Origin of the sequence: Aestuariimicrobium soli (assembly GCF_051192575.1) — a bacterium.
In the GTDB taxonomy this organism is placed as follows: Bacteria; Actinomycetota; Actinomycetes; order Propionibacteriales; family Propionibacteriaceae; genus Aestuariimicrobium; species Aestuariimicrobium soli.
On sequence record NZ_JBPJSQ010000006.1, the window covers coordinates 557,619 to 572,764 of the forward strand.

Genomic DNA, 15,146 nt, shown 5'->3' on the forward strand with positions numbered 1-15,146 from the left:
GCGGCCTACTCGACCGACGGAAACGGGAGCCGCGGGCGGCCTACTCGACCGACGGAAATGGGGTGACCTACGCGATCGCAGGCGACGACGGCAGCGCGATCGTGAGCTCGAAACCCTCCTCCACCCGTTGCGCCCCCACATCTCCCCCGTGCGCCTCCACGATGCCGCGCACGATCGCCAGCCCCAACCCCGCACCAGGCCCGACCGCCGACTGGGCGTCGGTCGTCCGCGCGTCGCCGGCGCGCCAGCCCACGTCGAACAGGTGCCCGAGGTCTTCGCTGGCCACGCCGGGTCCGTGGTCGAGAATGCTGATGATCAGGTGGTCGTCGGCCTCGCGGTGGTGCGCCGACACCAGGATCTCGGTGCCGACCGGCGCGTACCTGATGCCGTTGGCCAGCACGTTGCCGATGGCCCGGGTGAGTTCGCGCGGATCACCCCAGATCATGCGTCCCTCGACGTCGCGGTGCACGATGCTGACGTCGCGCGCCCTCGCCGCCTCGGACAGGTCGGCCACCGCATCGCTGACCACGTCGAGCAGGGGCACGATCTCGCGGTGCAGTTCCACCGACCCGCTCTGCAGGGTCGACAGCGCGAACAGGTCGTCGACCATGCCCGTCAGCGTGTCCACGCGCGTGCGCAGCGTGCGCACATAGGCCGACGGATCGGCCGCGTAGCCCTCGTCCAAGGCCTCGCTGACCGCCCGGATGCCCGCCAGCGGAGTGCGCAGGTCGTGCGAGATCCACGCGAAGAACTGCCGCCGGGCGGCGTCGAGGGCGGCGATCTCGTCCCGAGCCTTGGCCAGTTGCACCGACGCGTGGGCGAGTTGGGCGTGCAGGTCGGCGAACTCCCGCCACCCCGCCTCCTGCGGCGCCGCGGCCTCGAGCACCGCACCGTCACCGAGGCTGCGGGCCGAGGCGACCAGTCGTCCGATCGAACGGCCCACGGCGCGACGCACCAGCACCGCGGACACCGCCAGACTGATCACCGTCGCGATCCCGATCACCCACACCAGCACCGTCAGGTCGTGCACCGAGATGAACATCTCGAGCATCACCGCGAGCACCGACGACACGATGGCCGCCACGGTCGCGGTCACCACGATGGCGAACTGGGACGACACCGGGCCCCGCCGGTTCCACCGCAGAGCGGCGACCGCGAGCGCCATCACGACCGCCGTGCAGGCCGCCGTGGTGGCGACGATCAGGGCGATGTCGGCGAGTCCGAGCACGGCTCACTCCTTCCCGTGGGGCGTGAACCGGTATCCGGCCCCCCACTGGGTGCGCAGGTAGATGGGGTGGCGCGGCTCGGGCTCGATCTTCTCGCGCAGCCGGCGCACGTGCACGGTCACGGTGGTCGGATCGCCGAAGTCCCACCCCCAGACCTCGCCGAGCAGGTCGTCGCGAGACACCACCCGCCCCGGATGCTGCACCAGGTGCAGCAGCAGCTCGTACTCCCGGGCACTCAGCGCGATCTCGGCACCCCCGCGCCACGCCCGCCGGTGCGCCGGGTCGATGCGAAAGTCGCCCACCACAAAGGGAACACCTGGGCTCGACGGCGAATGCCGCCGCAGCTGGGCCTGCATGCGCAGGTGCAGTTCCTTCATCGAGAACGGTTTGGTCAGGTAGTCGTCGGCGCCGCGCTGCAGCCCCGCGATCCGCTGGTCGACGTGCCCCAGCGCGGTCAGCATGATCACCGGTATGTCGGACGACCGCCGCACCTGCCGGCACAGCTCGTCCCCGGAGACCCCCGGCAGCATCCGGTCGACGACGAGCAGATCGGGCAGCCGCTCGTCCAGCGCGCGGGCCGCGTCGGAGCCGTCGCTGTACGGCTCGACCGCCCACCCCTGGGCGCGCAGGTAGTCGCAGACGACGGTGCGCACGGTGGCGTCGTCCTCCACGAACATCACCCGCGGACTGATCTCCATGCCGTTCAGGCTACGGGCCGCCGCTCGTCCGGGCCGCGGTTCTTACAGCCCTGAAAGAACCAGCGGACGATCACCCCGGCCCCCGTTTGATGGTGCAGGTGGCGGCCACTCGGGTCGTCCGCCTCCTGCGAAAGGTGTCTCCCATGAAGAACACGAAACTCCTCAAGCTGGCCTCGGTGGGCCTGGCCGGCCTCGCGCTGTCGTTCTCGCTGGCCGCGTGTGGCGGCGACTCGATGAGCGGCTCGTCGTCGATGCCGATGAACTCCTCGAGCATGCCCATGGAGTCGACGTCGTCGATGCCGATGGAGTCGACGTCGAGCATGCCGATGGAGTCGTCGGCCGCGATGGTGTCCGGATCGTTCGAGGGCCTCAACGGCAAGAAGGTCGCCGGCATGGTGACCATCGAGGGGTCGATGGTGAAGCTCACCGGTTTCTCGTCGGACGAAGGCCCCGACCTGCACCTGTACCTCACCAAGGGTACGGACGAGGCCGCGGTCGAGCAGGGCATGCGGATCGACAAGGTGGCCTTTGACAAGGCCGAACAGTCGTTCACCCTGTCGGGGGTCGACGTCTCGGGCTACACCAACGTGGTCGTTCACTGCGACAAGGCCAAGGCGGTCTTCGGCGCGGCGACGCTCGGGTCATGAGCGACTCTCCGATGACGCGGGCGCCGGGCCTCGCGCGGATGGCGCGGGTTCCGGCCCTTGCGCGGGTGGCGGGCGTGGCGGCGGTGGCCGCCCGCCTGACCTTAGGGGTGTTGTGGGTGCTGGAGGGGATCACCAAGTATCGCGCCCACTTCGGCGCCGCCGACATCGGCTTCCTGGTCAGCGGGTCCGAGACCAACGAGCGCATTCCCGGCTACTTCGAGTGGCTGGCGCACGCGGTGATGAGTCCGCTGCGGGTGCCGCTGGGCTTCGCGATGCCCGCCGTCGAGGTCGCGCTGGGGTTGGCGCTGATTCTCGGGGTGCTGCCGCTGGCGGCGGCGCTCGCCTCGATCGCCCTGCTCGCCACCTACTGGTCGGGTGACCTGCTGATCGCGCAGTACCCGGTGATGCTGCTGCTGTCGGCTGGCATGGTCATGGCCCCGAAAGTCTCCGGGCGCTGGGGAATCACCAGTCTGTGGCGCAGGCGACGTGCGTGAGCGATCCAAACCGGTGCCCTCACGGAAGATCTCGTCAAAAAAGACAAGATCGTCCCTGACAGCACCGGTTTGGATCGGTCGGGCGTGATCACGCGCCAGGCGTCCGCCCGACCAACCGCTCCGACGGCTGCACATAGCTGTCGAGACCCGACCGCCCCCGCCACACCGGGTGCACCTGCCCATACCCCGACACCGGACGGTCCCAGCCCGAGGCCCCAGCACGCTCGTGCTCGGCGAACCACTCCTCCAGCCGCACTCGCCATCGCTCCTCGACCGGGGCACTTGCCGGCACGCCCGCCAGGTTCACCCGCTCCCCGGGGTCGTGCTCGCGGTCGTACAGCTCGGCCGAGCCATCCGCACGAGCCACGTACTTCCAGCGCCCGTCGGTGATCATCCGCCCGCCGCCGTACTCCGAGTGCACCACCACGACCTCCTCGCCCGACTCGCGCTCCCCCAGCAGCACGTCGGCGAACGATTCCGCGGCCGCCCACCGGTCCTCGTCCGGGGTGACGCCGGCCAGTTCGCACAGCGTCGGGTGCAGCCCGGTGGCCGACAGCAGCGCGGCGGAACGACCGGTTCGTCCGCCGGGCACGTGCGCCACGCACGGCACCCGCACCGACGAGTCGAAGAAGTTGAGCGGCCAGGTGCCGTTGCCCTTGCCCCAGATGCCGCCGTGGCCGCAGGCGAACCCGTTGTCGGAGAGGTAGACGACCACGGTCTCGCCGGCCACGCCCTGCTCCGCGAGCGCCGCCCGAATCCGGCCGAGACCGCGGTCCACGGCCGTGAGCGAGGCGCAGTAACCCCGCAGCGCCGGCAGCGGATCGGCGAAGTCGGCGTCGAAGTCGTCCCGGTTCTTGGCCCACTCGTGGCGGTCCTCGCGGGGCACTGAGTCGAACGTGCAGTCGGCATAGAGCGCCAGGTCGTCGGCGAGGTGCTGGTCGGCCCCCCACGGGGTGTGCGGGGCGGTGTAGTTGACCTGCAGGTAGAACGGACGCTCCCGGTCGCGCTCGGCCAAATACCCCAGGGCCTCCTCGGTGATGGCGTCGGTCAGGTACCGGGGCTCGGTCGCCTCGCTGCCGTCGGCCGCCCAGATCGGCGCATTCTTGTAGGCCCCGCCGCCGTAGCGGTGGGCCCACCAGTGCTCGAACCCCGGCGCGGGCTGGCGCGAGTCGCCCACGTGCCACTTGCCGACCATCGCGCACTGGTACCCCGCCCGGGCCAGCACCTCGGGCGTGGTGGGTTGCCCGTCGAGGTAGTGGTCCGGACGAGCCTGCGGGTTGCGGCCCCCGACGAGCCAGTCGTGCACCCCGTGGGCCGACGGCGTGCGCCCGGTCAGCAGCGATGCCCGCGCCGGCGAACACACCGGCGAGGCGCAGTGGAACTGCTCGAGCTCGAGCGACTCCTCGAGCAGCGTCGCCAGGTGGGGCATGACCAGTTCGGGCATGCGATGGGGCATGGCCCACGGGCCCTGGTCATCGGTCTGGATGATGACGAAGTTGCGCATCACTTGACGCTACCGGCGGTGATGCCACTCGTGAACCAGCGCTGCCCGACCAGGAAGATGATTGCCACCGGAATGCTCATCATCAGAATCGCGGCCATCAACAGGTTCCACTGGGTGCTGTTCTCCTGGTAGAAGATCGTCAGCCCCAATTGCAGCGTGCGCATCTGACTCGACCGCACGATGATCAGCGGCCACAGGAAGTCATTCCACGCCGACTGGAAGGCCAGGACGGTCACCACGGCCACGGCGGGCAGGGTGAGGGGCGTGTAGATGCGGGCGAAGATGCGGAACTCCGAGGCGCCGTCGACGCGGGCGGCCTGCCCGATCTCGTCGGGCAGATCGGCGTAGAACTGCCGCATCAGGAAGATCGCCAGCGCCGACACCAGGTGCGGCAGCATCAGCGCGAAATAGCTGTCGAGCATGCCCTGGCCGCCCTGCCCGAACAGGTCGTTGCCATTCAGCAGCGGGGTGCGGGTGACCATCACGAACAGCGGGATCATCACGACCTCGCCCGGCAGCACCAGCAGCGACACCAGGAACATCAGCAGCGTCTTCGATTCCGGCAGCGGCGTCTTGGCTAGCGCATACCCCGCCATGCAACTCAGCACGATCTGCGACAGCGCCGACACGATCGTGATCAGCGCCGAGTTCACGAAGAACAACCCGAAGTCGGACGACGCCAGGGCTCGTCCGAAGTTGCCGAATTCGAGACGACTCGGCACCGACGTGGTCGACTCACCGGTGGGGGTGAGCGCGACCATCACGATGTAGAGCATCGGCATCAGGTAGAGCGCCACCAGCACCAACGCGATGACGTGCGAGAACGCCATGCCGGCGTGCTTGCGGGCCACGCCGGGGCGATGACGGGCTGGGGTCTGGATGTCAGGCATTCGTCCTCCTGGTGGAACGCAGTTCCTGGGCGATGCGCAGGGGCAGGGCGACGACCACCACGAAGAGGAACATCAGCACCCCCACGGCCGAGGCCTGGCCGATGTTGAGGCTCAGGAAGGCCGCCTCGTACATGTGGAAGACCACCGTGCGGGTCTGCTGCAGCGGCCCACCCTGGGTCATCACGTACGACTGGGTGAACATCTGCAGACCACCCATGAACCACGTGACCGCCACGAAGAACAGCGGGTTGCGCATCTGCGGAATGATCACGTCCTTGAGGCGGTACCACCAGCTGGCGCCGTCAACGTGGGAGGCCTCGATCAGTTCCTCGGGAACGGCCTTGAGGCCGGCCAGCAGGATGATCATGAAGTAGCCGAGGTTGCGCCACATCGACATCAGCATGATCGACGGCATCGCCAGCCCGGGCTGGGTGAGGAAGTTGACCGTGTCGATGCCCATCCCCCGCAGCGCGGCGTTGATGGGGCCGAGATAGGGGTCGTAGAGGAACGACCACAGCAGCGCGACCACCACGTACGACATCGCCTGCGGCAGGTAGATCACCGTGCGCATGACCGCCCCGCCGACCAGCGGCCGGTTGAACAGCATGGCGACCATGAACGCCACCACCAGGCCGAGCACGACCTGCCCGACGGCGAAGTAGAACGTGTTGCCGATCGACTTCACGAAATCGGGATCACCGAACAGGGCGCGGTAGTTGTCGAACCCGACGAAGGTGGGTGCCGACAGCAGGTCGTACTTGGTGAACGACAGCACCGCCGCCATCACCAGCGGGATGACCGTGGTGATGAGCAGCAGCAGCATGCCCGGGGCGAGCAGCAGCCGCCCCGCCCGACGCTGGCTGCGTTCGAGGTCGGGGTGGTTCACCCGCTGACGGGTCGCGAGAAGGGTCGCCGTCATGAGAGCGAGTCGAGCTTCGCGTCGATGGCCTTCAGAGTGTCCTCGACCGTGGCCGATCCGCGCAGGGCCGGCTCGAGCAGGTCCTTCACGGCGGGGCCGAGCTGCATCATCTTGGGGCTGCGCGGCTGCGAGGTGGTGTTGTCGGCCGAGGCCATCACGGTCTTCAGCTCGCCGGTCAGCCAGCTGGCGTCGGCGAGGTCCTTGCGCGGGGGCAGGGTTCCCCACAGGTTGTCGATCTCGTTCAGCTGGTCCTTGCTGGTCAGGTGGGTGAGCAGCTTCCAGGCGCCGTCGGCGTCCTTGGTGGTGCGGGCGATGGCGAGCTTGTTGACCCAGGACACCGAGGTGGCATTGCCGGCCGCATCGGGCTTGAGGGCGGGGCCGACGACGATCTTGTCGACGACGTCCTTGGCGTTGTCACGGGCGTTCTGAATGGTGGCCGCGCCCGAGAAGGTCATGGCGCTGGCACCCTGGGCGAGGAACGACGGGCCGTTGCCGGACGAAACCATGTTGATGTCGCTGAGGCCGTCGGCGAAGGTGCTGGCCATGAACGTCAGCGCTTTCTTGCCCGCCTCGGAGTTGAAGGTGGCCTTGCCGTCGGCGTTGAAGTACTCGCCGCCAGCCTGCAGGAAGAGCTGCGCGAAGGCCTGCTGCACGCCGATGCTCTTGTCGAGGCCCCAGTAGATCGGGGAACGGACGCCGCCATGGTCCTTGATCTTCTGGGCGGCAGCACGGAACTCGTCCCACGTGGTCGGCAGGGCGCTGACCCCGGCGGCGTCGAGCAGGTCCTTGCGGTAGATGCCCGAGCGCACGTCGGCGCCGGCGGGCACGGCGTAGAGCTTGCCGTCGTACTCGCAGTCGGTGACCATGCCCTCGAAGAACTGGTCCTTCTGGTCCCAACCGTTGAGGCGGTCGGTGATGTCGAGCAGCGCGTTCTTGGCGGCCAGGGGTGCGGTCCAGATGCCGCCGATCACGAAGACGTCGGGCAGGGAGTTCGACGCGGCGCCGGTGGTGATCTTCTGGAAGGCGGAGCCCCAGTCGCTGGTCTGCATCTCGACGGCGTAGCCCGAGGCCTTGGTGAAGGCGGGCAGGGCGGTCTTGGTGAAGTAGCTGGCCATGGCGTCGGTGGGGCCGAGCAGCAGCAGGCTCAGCTTCTTGGTGCCGCTGGTGGCGGCGGTGTTGCCCGCGGGGCTGGTGCAAGCGGCGAGGGCCGAGGTGGCGGCGACAGCGGTGGCGCCGGTCAGCAGGTGACGACGGGAGACGGTGATGCGGGTCATGGTGACTCCAAACTCTGACTGGGTGCGATAATTTTCACGCGGTGTTAGATATTCGCTGTTCCGGGACGTGACCTGTCAAGGGTCCACACTGCGGAATTGAGCGAATTGAGCGAACGTGAGCGTTCGGGAGCGAGGAAGCTGGTGAGCGAGGAGCGACGCCGAGGCCTGTCCGGCCCCGTGATGCGCGCGGCCAACGAGCGGCTGGTGCTGCGCGCCCTGCAGGAGAGTTCGCTCTCACGCACCGAGTTGGCACAGCGCCTCGGGCTGAGTCAGATGGCAGTCTCGCGGCTGGTCGTCGGCCTGGTCGACCGCGGTCTGGTCGAAGAGAGCGACGACGCGCCCGCCACCCGCGGCCCCGGACGACCCCGCCGCATGCTAGCCCTGGGGTCGTCCTGGGTGGGCGTGGGCGTCGACTGCCGCGTCGACCGCACCGAGGTGGTCGGGGTCGGTCGCGGCGGAAACGTCGTGCATCGCCGCTTGTCAGCCGCCTTGAAGCGACCCACCCCGGACGAAGCCGTGACCCAGATCGTCGATGCCGTGCACGAGGTGCAGGCCGCCACCGGTGGCCAGATCGCCGGGGTGGGGGTCGCCATGCCCGCGAAGGTGCGGCTGGGGCGCATCGTGGTCGGATCGCACCATGTCGACTGGCATGACGTTCCCGTCGCCGACCTGCTGGAACAGCGGCTCGAACTGCCAGCGGTGGTGCACAACATCGCTTCGTCCGCGGCGCTGGCCAACGCGCGCCAACCGGAAACCGCGGGCACCAGCCGACTGATGCACCTGCAGATCGGCGTCGGTCTCGGCATGGCGCTCACGCGCGGATTGCACGTCGACGACACCCTCGACGCCGACCGCGGCAGCCCCGGGCACGTGCCGCTGGGTGACCCGAGTCGCCCGTGCCACTGCGGTCGTGGCGGCTGCATCGACGCCATGATCGGGTTCGCCGTAGTCGAGCGGGCCGCCACCGAGCAGGGTCTTGGTGCCCCCGCTGGGCCGGATCACATGAACACCATCGCCGCCGCGGTCGGCCGCGCGGCCGGGGCCGGTGAACCCTGGGCCGTTTCACTGCTCGAGCGGCTGGCCGACGATCTCGCCGGCATCGTGGCCGTGTTCACCACTCTGGAGGCACCCGAGGTGCTCACCCTCGGCGGCTACCCCCTGGCGCTGGGGGACGACTTCCTGGCGGAGGTTCGGGTGCGGGTCGAGGCATTGTCGCGGGAGCCGATGCGGCTGGTGCGGACCTCTCTGGGTGACCGGGCGACGGCGGTTGGCGCGGCGCTCTCGGGGCTCGGGCTGCTGGGGAATGGGCCGGGGGTGCAGGCTCCGCGCTGGTGATCGGGCCATGACCGCCACAGCTGGGGCCTCAGAGGGTGGCGAATCCCAATACCGCGGCCGCGATCGACAGCACCAGCAGCACGATGGCGGGGGTCGCGGCTTCCTTGCGGCGGGCGTGGACGACGATCGCGCCGACCATGGTCACCGCGAGCGCCACGGCGGCGATCGGGCCGAGCACGGGCGCGATGTTCACCAGCCGGGGCACGATCAGGCCGATGGCGCCCAGGATCTCGGCGATGCCGATCAGCTTCACGGCCAGCGGCGAGAAGTTCTCGGTCCAGCCCATCCCCTTCTCGGCGAGCTTCTGCTTGGGGGTGGTGGCCTTCATGAAGCCGGCGCCGAGGAAGGCAAAGGCGGCGATTCCGGCGACGATCCAGTACGCGATGGTCGTGACAATTCTCCTTGGGGCTCCCGAGTGCACCTGAAACTTCGAGTACGGCCTGCTCGGCATGCTGCGCACGGCCCCGGGCCGTTCGCTGCGGTCGGGGAGAGTTGGCGTCCGCGTTGCGGGCCCCGGCTCCGAGGGTGTCGAAGGCCATCGGACGACTCGAGGCCCGCGGCCTGGTGAGGCGGATCACCTGCCCCGGCGACGGCCGGGCCATCCAGGTGCACCTGACCAGCGAAGGAGCTCGGGTGTGGGCGAGGGCGACAGGTCCGCACGTGGAGCTCCGCCTGTGCTCAGAACTCCACCGGAGACCGTGGAGTTCTGAGCACACGCGGGTGTTATGCGCGAAAGAGCGAGTCAGTCGCCGATCTGGAAGCGCGCATCGACCGACGCCTCCACCGAGACGTCCTCGGGCACCAGCTGCAGGTTCGAGCCTCCCCCGCCCGCGGCACCCCGCGAATACGCCATCGCCTGCGCCATCTGCGGTTGCAGCCCCTGGTCGAGCATGCCCGAATCAGCAATCTGCACCACCCTCACCGACCCGAGCTCGAGGGCATCGGCGTACTCCTGCGCCTTGTCACGGGCCTGTCGCACCGCCTGCGCCCGCACCTCGCGCACGAGCTCGAGCCTGGCCTTCTCGGTGAGCGCCCAGTCGATGTCATCGACGGTCACCCCCTTGATCTCGACCGCCTGCGCGAGCCACGCGCTCAGGGCATCGAAGTCGGAGAACTTCGCGCTGACCTTCTGGCCCGCGTGGTGCACGAGCGCCAACTGCTTGCCGTCCTTGTTCCACGGCCGGTTCGCCCAGGTGCGCACTCGTCCGGTCGAGAACCAGGTCACGGGCCCCGCCGTGGGGTTGTGCAGGGCCCGGATGCTGGCCAGCAGGCGTTCACCCGAGGCGGCCACCCCGCGGAAGACCGACGACGGATCGGAACCCTCGAGGGCGACCGACACCGACACGGTGGCGCGCTCGGGCTGGCGGTGGGCGACGAACTCGCCCCGCACGGTGATGGTGATGGCGGTCATGGCGACTCCCTCGACGGTCCGGCTGTCAGTGCCGAGCCTAGCCAGTCCCCTGTTCATGCGAAGGCACCGTCGATCCGAGGGCACCGCGGACGACCGCCTCGATCAACGGGCGCACCTCCTCATCGTCGTGGCGGGCGATGCGATGCAGAATCACCCCTTCCGCGCAGGCCATCAGCGCCACGGTGGTCGTCCGCGGGTCACGCGCACCGAGCCCGGCCACCTGCGGCTCGAGCATGGCGGCCATCTGCTCACGGCCGCGCCACAGGGTCGTCCGCAACCCCTCGTGATGGCTAGATTCCAAGAAAAGGACGAGCCTCGCGGCGGTCATCGTCCGGTTGGTGCGGGTGGTCAGGTCGATCAGCCGCACGATCAGGTCGATGAGGGCCTCGGCCGAGGTGACTTCCACGGCGCCGAACCCCTGCACCTCGCGCTCGACGATGCGCTCGGAGGCGCCGACGAGCAGGGCATCGCGGGTGCGGAAGTAGTTCGAGGTGCTGCCCGGGGGCAGGTCGGCACGCCGGTCGACGCCGCGATGGGTGAGCGCCTTGAGGCCGCGCGTGCCCAGCAGGTCGATGGCGGCGTCGAGGGCTCGTTCGCGCTGGCTGGGCATGCGCTCACTATAGAAGTAGTGACAGGCGAACACTACGGGCGTAGTGTGTCACCACTGTCAGCGGCCAGTGCCCGCGAGAAGGAGCATCATGCCCACCGCACTCATCACCGGCTCCCGACGCGGCATCGGCGCGGCCACCGCCCTGCGCTTGGCCCGCGCCGGGTGGGACGTGTACGCCGGAGCCCGTGAGGCCACGCAGGCCGCCCACCTGGCCGAGCAGCACCCCCGCATCACCCCCATCGACCTCGACATCACCAACCCCGACCACCTCGCCGCCCTCGACGACCGGCTGCCCGAACGCCTCGACGCCGTCGTCAACAACGCGGCCATCGGCGTGCTGGGGCCGCTCGAGGGCGTCACCGTCGACGACCTGCGGCGCTCGTTCGAGGTCAACGTCGTCGGGCAGTTGGCGGTCACCCAGGCGGTGCTGCCGAGACTGCGCCGCTCGCGTGGGCGCATCGTCTTCGTCTCGTCGACCGGCGGGCGCACCCCGGTCGCCCTCGAGGGGGCCTACTGCTCGTCCAAATGCGCCCTCGAGGGCATGGCCGACGTGCTGCGGGTGGAGCTTCGTCCGTGGCAGATCAAGGTCAGCGTGATCGAGCCCGGGCCGACCAACACCGAGACCTGGCAAGGGGTTCCGCAGCAGCTCGACCAGATGGAGGCGGAGCTGCAGCCCGAGCACCGACTGCTCTACGAGCCCCATCTGGCGGGGTTGCAGCGCATGATTCGCACCCTCGCACCGCGGGCGGTCGACCCCGACCTGGTGGCCCGCTACGTGGAGCGCGCCCTCACCGATCGTCGCCCCCGCGCCCGCTACGCCGCCGGCGCCCAGGCGGCGGCGATGATGGCGCTCGGCGCCGCCCTGCCGACCCCGGTCGGGGACGCCCTCGCTGCGCGTCTGGGCGGGTGGAAGTGAGCCGCCGCCACCCTCGACAATGAAGCATGCAGCCGCACGCTCCCGATCGACTCGGACGATCCGCCCTGCCCAGCTCGGCCCTGCTCGGCGCCTCCGCCGGGGCCGGCACCGGGATCGTCCATCTGGGGCTCGGGCAGTTCCATCGCGCCCACCAGGCCGTGGCCACCGCACTGGCGCTCGCCGGAGCCGGTGACGACGACTGGGGCATCGTGGGCGTGGCGCACCGATCGCCGACCGTCGCGCGGGCGCTGGCGGAGCAGGACCACCTCTACTCGGTGCTCACCCTCGACCCCGAGGACGAGCGGGCCGACGTGGTCGACGTGCACCGCGAGGCCCTGGTCGCGGCCCTCGACCCCGAGGCCGTGATCGCCCGCATCGCCGACCCGCGTCACCGGGTCGTCAGCCTGACCATCACCGAGTCGGGCTACCTCGCCGATCCGCAGTCGGATCCCACCTGCATGATCGGACTGCTCGCCCAGGGGCTCGCCCGCCGCGCCGCCAGCCAGGCACCCCTGGCCGTGGTCAGCTGCGACAACGTCTCGTCGAACGGCACCACCACCCGCGCGGCCGTGATCGGCTGGCTCGAACGCTCGGGGGTGGCGTCGTCCGTCATCGATGAGGTCGTCGCGCACACCACGTTCCCGAACACGATGGTCGACCGCATCGTGCCCGGCACCACCGACCGCACGCGCGCCAGAGTCGCCGAGCTGCTGGGGGTGGACGATCGCGTGCCGGTGCCGGCCGAGCGCTTCTCGATGTGGGTGCTCGAGGACTCCTTCCCCGCCGGGCGTCCGCACTGGGAGGCGGCAGGGGCGGTGTTCTCGTCCGAGGTCGACCGCTTCGAAGACCTCAAACTGCTGGTGCTGAACGGCATGCACTCCCTGATCAGCTACACCGGGGCGCTGGCGGGCGCGGTGACGATTCCCGAGGCGTGGGCGCTCGACTGGGTCAAGGCCGCCGTGCACGCCGCCATCGAGCGCGAATGCCGGCCCGTGCTCACCGCCCCCACCGGGTTCGACGTCGACGCCTGGGTGGCGCAGCTGCACCGCCGCTGGCAGAACACCACCCTCGGCGACCGCATCGCCCGGGTGGGCAGCGACGGGTCGTCCAAACTGCCGCAACGCCTTCCCCGACCCGCCCTCGGCGCGCTCGCCCGTGACGAGGTTCCGCACCTGGCGGCCCTCACCACCGCCGCCTGGATCTGCTGCATCGCCCCGCCCGAGGGGTTCGCGCCCGGGCCCGTGGCCGACCAGATGGACGAACCCCTCCGCGCGAGGTTGGTCGAACTCACCCGCGGTCTGAGCGGGCTCGAGCGCGTCCGCGGAGTGGTCGGCGCGGTGCTGCCCGGTCTGGTCGACCACGATGCCTTCGTCAGCCGGGTCGCCGAGCTGGTCGAGGTGATCACTCGCGCGGGCATCGCGGCGGCCGCCACCCACGCCGTCGAGGAGCACGCATGAAGGCCGTTCGCATCTGGGGGGCCGGCGACCTGCGCGTCGACGACCTGCCCACCCCCGAACCGGACGAGCACCAGCTGCGCCTGCGGATCAGCCACGTCGGCATCTGCGGGTCGGACCTGCACTACTTCCAGCACGGTGCCAACGGAGATTTCGTGGTGCGCGAACCCCTCATTCCCGGGCACGAGCTGGCAGGCGTCGTCGACCTCGACACCACCGGGGCGCTGGCGGAAGGGACCCCGGTGACCGTGCATCCCGCCCGCTTCGGCGAGCCGGTTGTCGGAATCGAGCGGCGACCACACCTGTGGCCGGGCGGCAGTTACCTCGGCAGCGCGGCGACCCGGCCGCACACGCAGGGCGCGATGGCCGAGTTCCTGGTGGTGGAACGCGCCATGGTGCGCGTGCTGCCGGACGAGCTGCCGCTCGACCGCGCGGCCCTGGCCGAACCGCTGGCGGTGGCGCTGCACGCGGTGGGGCAGGCAGGGCGCCCTGCGGTGGAAGGGGCGAACGCCCTGGTCATCGGCTGCGGACCGATCGGGCTGCTGCAGATCGCCGCCCTGCGCGCGAGTGGGGTGGCGACGGTGGCGGCGTCCGACCTGGCGAGCGGGGCTCTTCGGCGGGCGGGTGATCTGGGCGCCGATCGTCTGGTGCCGGTCGGGGTCGACGACCTGCCCGAGGGCGCTTTCGACGTGGTCTTCGAGTGTTCGGGAGCGGCCGCCGGGGTGAACAGTGCCTGGCGGGCGGTGCGTCGGGGCGGCACGGTGGTACAGGTCGGCATGATCGCCGCCGGGCCCCAACCGCTCGAGCTGTCGCGGCTCATCTCGAAGGAGGTCACGGTGCACACGAGCTTCCGGTTCGCCGACGAGATCGACGCGGCGGTGGCCCTGCTGGCGGGCACCCCGGGGATCCGGGGCGTGATCACCCACACCTTCGGGCTGCACGAGGTGGAGCGCGCCTTCGCGGTGGCCGGTGATTCGGAGGCCTCGGGGAAGGTGCTCGTCCGCCTGGGCTGAGCCGGGTCGCTGACCGGTGCGACGCAACGGGTGTGTGAATCGCGCACCCGAACGCGGGTTCGCCGCTCAGCTGGGGAACGAACCCCGTTTCAGGTGCTCATTTCCCACACTTTTCGCCGCGGCGGCCGGGGCTCGAGTGGGCGAGGAGGGGGCGTCAGCCGAGGCGCACCTGGCCGCGGGAGTGGTGGGCGATGGCCGCCAGCACCACGTCGAGGCCTGGCTCGATGCCGACGGATCCGAGTTGCACCCCGCTCTTGACCAGCTTCCGCCAGATCCTCGCCTCCGCCTCGACGCCGCCCTGACCCGGGGTGGCGCCTGGACGGATGTGCACCTTCATCACCTGCTGCCCGAAGATCGTGGTGACCCTCTCGACGCGGTCGACCGCCGGCCACGGCAGCCTGATCTGACCCGCGGTCGACTGGAACTCCAGACCGGTGTCATCGACCACCAGGGGTCGTCCGATGGCCAGCCGCGCACCCCAGTACCAGCAGTAGTAGGCCAGCTGGAACACGGAGTTGACGAGCAGCAACACGAACACCCAGGCGGCCGCGTGCACCACCTTGGGCGCGAGCATCAGGATCGCGAGCATCGCCGCAAGGCAGATGGCCGCCATCGAGGCATGCACGGTCGTCAGCAACCGGAACCGGCGGCGGAGCGGCGGGTAGACGGAGCGGACGATCAGCTGCTGCGGGGGCATGCGGCTAGCCTGCCAGCCCCTGGGTGCACAGTCCCTGGGTGCACGGTCCGCCACGTAG

16 protein-coding genes and 1 pseudogene are annotated in these 15,146 nt (G+C 70.0%); 7 read left to right on the plus strand and 10 right to left on the minus strand.

Features of this window, described 5'->3' with window-relative positions; genetic code table 11:
* Positions 1-67: 67 nt before the first annotated feature.
* Positions 68-1,228, minus strand: a complete 1,161-nt coding sequence (locus ACSDQ9_RS09215; protein ID WP_435146264.1) for a sensor histidine kinase — start codon at positions 1,226-1,228, stop codon at positions 68-70.
* 3 nt (positions 1,229-1,231) lie between these two features.
* Positions 1,232-1,924: a response regulator transcription factor gene (locus ACSDQ9_RS09220; RefSeq protein ID WP_435146266.1), complete on the minus strand. Its 693-nt coding sequence runs from the start codon at positions 1,922-1,924 to the stop codon at positions 1,232-1,234.
* Between the two features lie 143 nt (positions 1,925-2,067).
* Between ACSDQ9_RS09220 and ACSDQ9_RS09225 the strand changes: the two genes are divergently transcribed.
* Entirely contained in the window at positions 2,068-2,571 is a 504-nt protein-coding gene (locus ACSDQ9_RS09225; RefSeq protein WP_435146268.1) for a DM13 domain-containing protein, read from the plus strand.
* On the plus strand, positions 2,568-3,065 hold the full coding sequence (locus ACSDQ9_RS09230; protein ID WP_435146270.1) for a hypothetical protein: 498 nt from the start codon (positions 2,568-2,570) through the stop codon (positions 3,063-3,065). The genes ACSDQ9_RS09225 and ACSDQ9_RS09230 overlap by 4 nt, the downstream gene beginning before the upstream one ends.
* Positions 3,066-3,153: 88 nt before the next feature.
* Here the strand turns inward: ACSDQ9_RS09230 and ACSDQ9_RS09235 are convergent, their stop codons facing one another.
* The 4 genes from ACSDQ9_RS09235 to ACSDQ9_RS09250 are packed head-to-tail and all read right to left on the minus strand — an operon-like array spanning position 3,154 to position 7,652.
* Entirely contained in the window at positions 3,154-4,569 is a 1,416-nt protein-coding gene (locus tag ACSDQ9_RS09235; RefSeq protein ID WP_435146271.1) for a sulfatase-like hydrolase/transferase, read from the minus strand.
* Positions 4,569-5,459 (minus strand): carbohydrate ABC transporter permease, encoded by an 891-nt coding sequence (locus ACSDQ9_RS09240; protein WP_435146273.1) that lies wholly within the window; start codon positions 5,457-5,459, stop codon positions 4,569-4,571. The genes ACSDQ9_RS09235 and ACSDQ9_RS09240 overlap by 1 nt, the downstream gene beginning before the upstream one ends.
* Positions 5,452-6,378, minus strand: a complete 927-nt coding sequence (locus tag ACSDQ9_RS09245; RefSeq protein ID WP_435146275.1) for a carbohydrate ABC transporter permease — start codon at positions 6,376-6,378, stop codon at positions 5,452-5,454. The genes ACSDQ9_RS09240 and ACSDQ9_RS09245 overlap by 8 nt, the downstream gene beginning before the upstream one ends.
* The gene (locus ACSDQ9_RS09250) at positions 6,375-7,652 is read right to left on the minus strand and encodes an ABC transporter substrate-binding protein (protein ID WP_435146277.1); all 1,278 of its coding nucleotides are present in this window, start codon (positions 7,650-7,652) and stop codon (positions 6,375-6,377) included. Before ACSDQ9_RS09250 ends, ACSDQ9_RS09245 begins: the two co-directional genes overlap by 4 nt.
* Before the next feature lie 141 nt (positions 7,653-7,793).
* Between ACSDQ9_RS09250 and ACSDQ9_RS09255 the strand changes: the two genes are divergently transcribed.
* Entirely contained in the window at positions 7,794-8,987 is a 1,194-nt protein-coding gene (locus ACSDQ9_RS09255; RefSeq protein WP_435146279.1) for an ROK family protein, read from the plus strand.
* 28 nt (positions 8,988-9,015) lie between these two features.
* On the opposite strand, the gene ACSDQ9_RS09260 is transcribed toward ACSDQ9_RS09255, so the two are convergent.
* Positions 9,016-9,408, minus strand: a complete 393-nt coding sequence (locus ACSDQ9_RS09260; protein ID WP_435146281.1) for a DoxX family protein — start codon at positions 9,406-9,408, stop codon at positions 9,016-9,018.
* A gap of 71 nt (positions 9,409-9,479) precedes the next feature.
* Between ACSDQ9_RS09260 and ACSDQ9_RS09265 the strand changes: the two are divergent.
* Positions 9,480-9,575, plus strand: a pseudogene (locus tag ACSDQ9_RS09265) (hypothetical protein); the annotation flags it as partial.
* A 154-nt stretch (positions 9,576-9,729) separates the two neighbouring features.
* Here ACSDQ9_RS09265 and ACSDQ9_RS09270 read toward each other — a convergent pair.
* Both ACSDQ9_RS09270 and ACSDQ9_RS09275 read right to left on the minus strand, forming a co-directional pair.
* Positions 9,730-10,398 carry an SIMPL domain-containing protein gene (locus tag ACSDQ9_RS09270; RefSeq protein ID WP_435146283.1) on the minus strand — a complete coding sequence of 223 codons (669 nt, stop codon included), beginning with the start codon at positions 10,396-10,398 and terminating at the stop codon, positions 9,730-9,732.
* A 37-nt stretch (positions 10,399-10,435) separates the two neighbouring features.
* Positions 10,436-11,008: a TetR/AcrR family transcriptional regulator gene (locus tag ACSDQ9_RS09275; protein WP_435146285.1), complete on the minus strand. Its 573-nt coding sequence runs from the start codon at positions 11,006-11,008 to the stop codon at positions 10,436-10,438.
* Positions 11,009-11,096: 88 nt separating this feature from the next.
* Here ACSDQ9_RS09275 and ACSDQ9_RS09280 point away from each other — a divergent pair, with 88 nt between their 5' ends.
* Genes ACSDQ9_RS09280 through ACSDQ9_RS09290 form a run of 3 tightly spaced genes read left to right on the plus strand, consistent with a single transcriptional unit; the run spans position 11,097 to position 14,391 of the window.
* Entirely contained in the window at positions 11,097-11,924 is an 828-nt protein-coding gene (locus tag ACSDQ9_RS09280; RefSeq protein ID WP_435146287.1) for an SDR family NAD(P)-dependent oxidoreductase, read from the plus strand.
* A 26-nt stretch (positions 11,925-11,950) separates the two neighbouring features.
* On the plus strand, positions 11,951-13,381 hold the full coding sequence (locus ACSDQ9_RS09285; protein ID WP_435146289.1) for a mannitol dehydrogenase family protein: 1,431 nt from the start codon (positions 11,951-11,953) through the stop codon (positions 13,379-13,381).
* Positions 13,378-14,391, plus strand: a complete 1,014-nt coding sequence (locus ACSDQ9_RS09290; protein ID WP_435146291.1) for a zinc-binding dehydrogenase — start codon at positions 13,378-13,380, stop codon at positions 14,389-14,391. Before ACSDQ9_RS09285 ends, ACSDQ9_RS09290 begins: the two co-directional genes overlap by 4 nt.
* Before the next feature lie 154 nt (positions 14,392-14,545).
* Here the strand turns inward: ACSDQ9_RS09290 and ACSDQ9_RS09295 are convergent, their stop codons facing one another.
* Positions 14,546-15,088: a hypothetical protein gene (locus tag ACSDQ9_RS09295; RefSeq protein ID WP_435146293.1), complete on the minus strand. Its 543-nt coding sequence runs from the start codon at positions 15,086-15,088 to the stop codon at positions 14,546-14,548.
* Between the last annotated feature and the right edge of the window lie 58 nt (positions 15,089-15,146).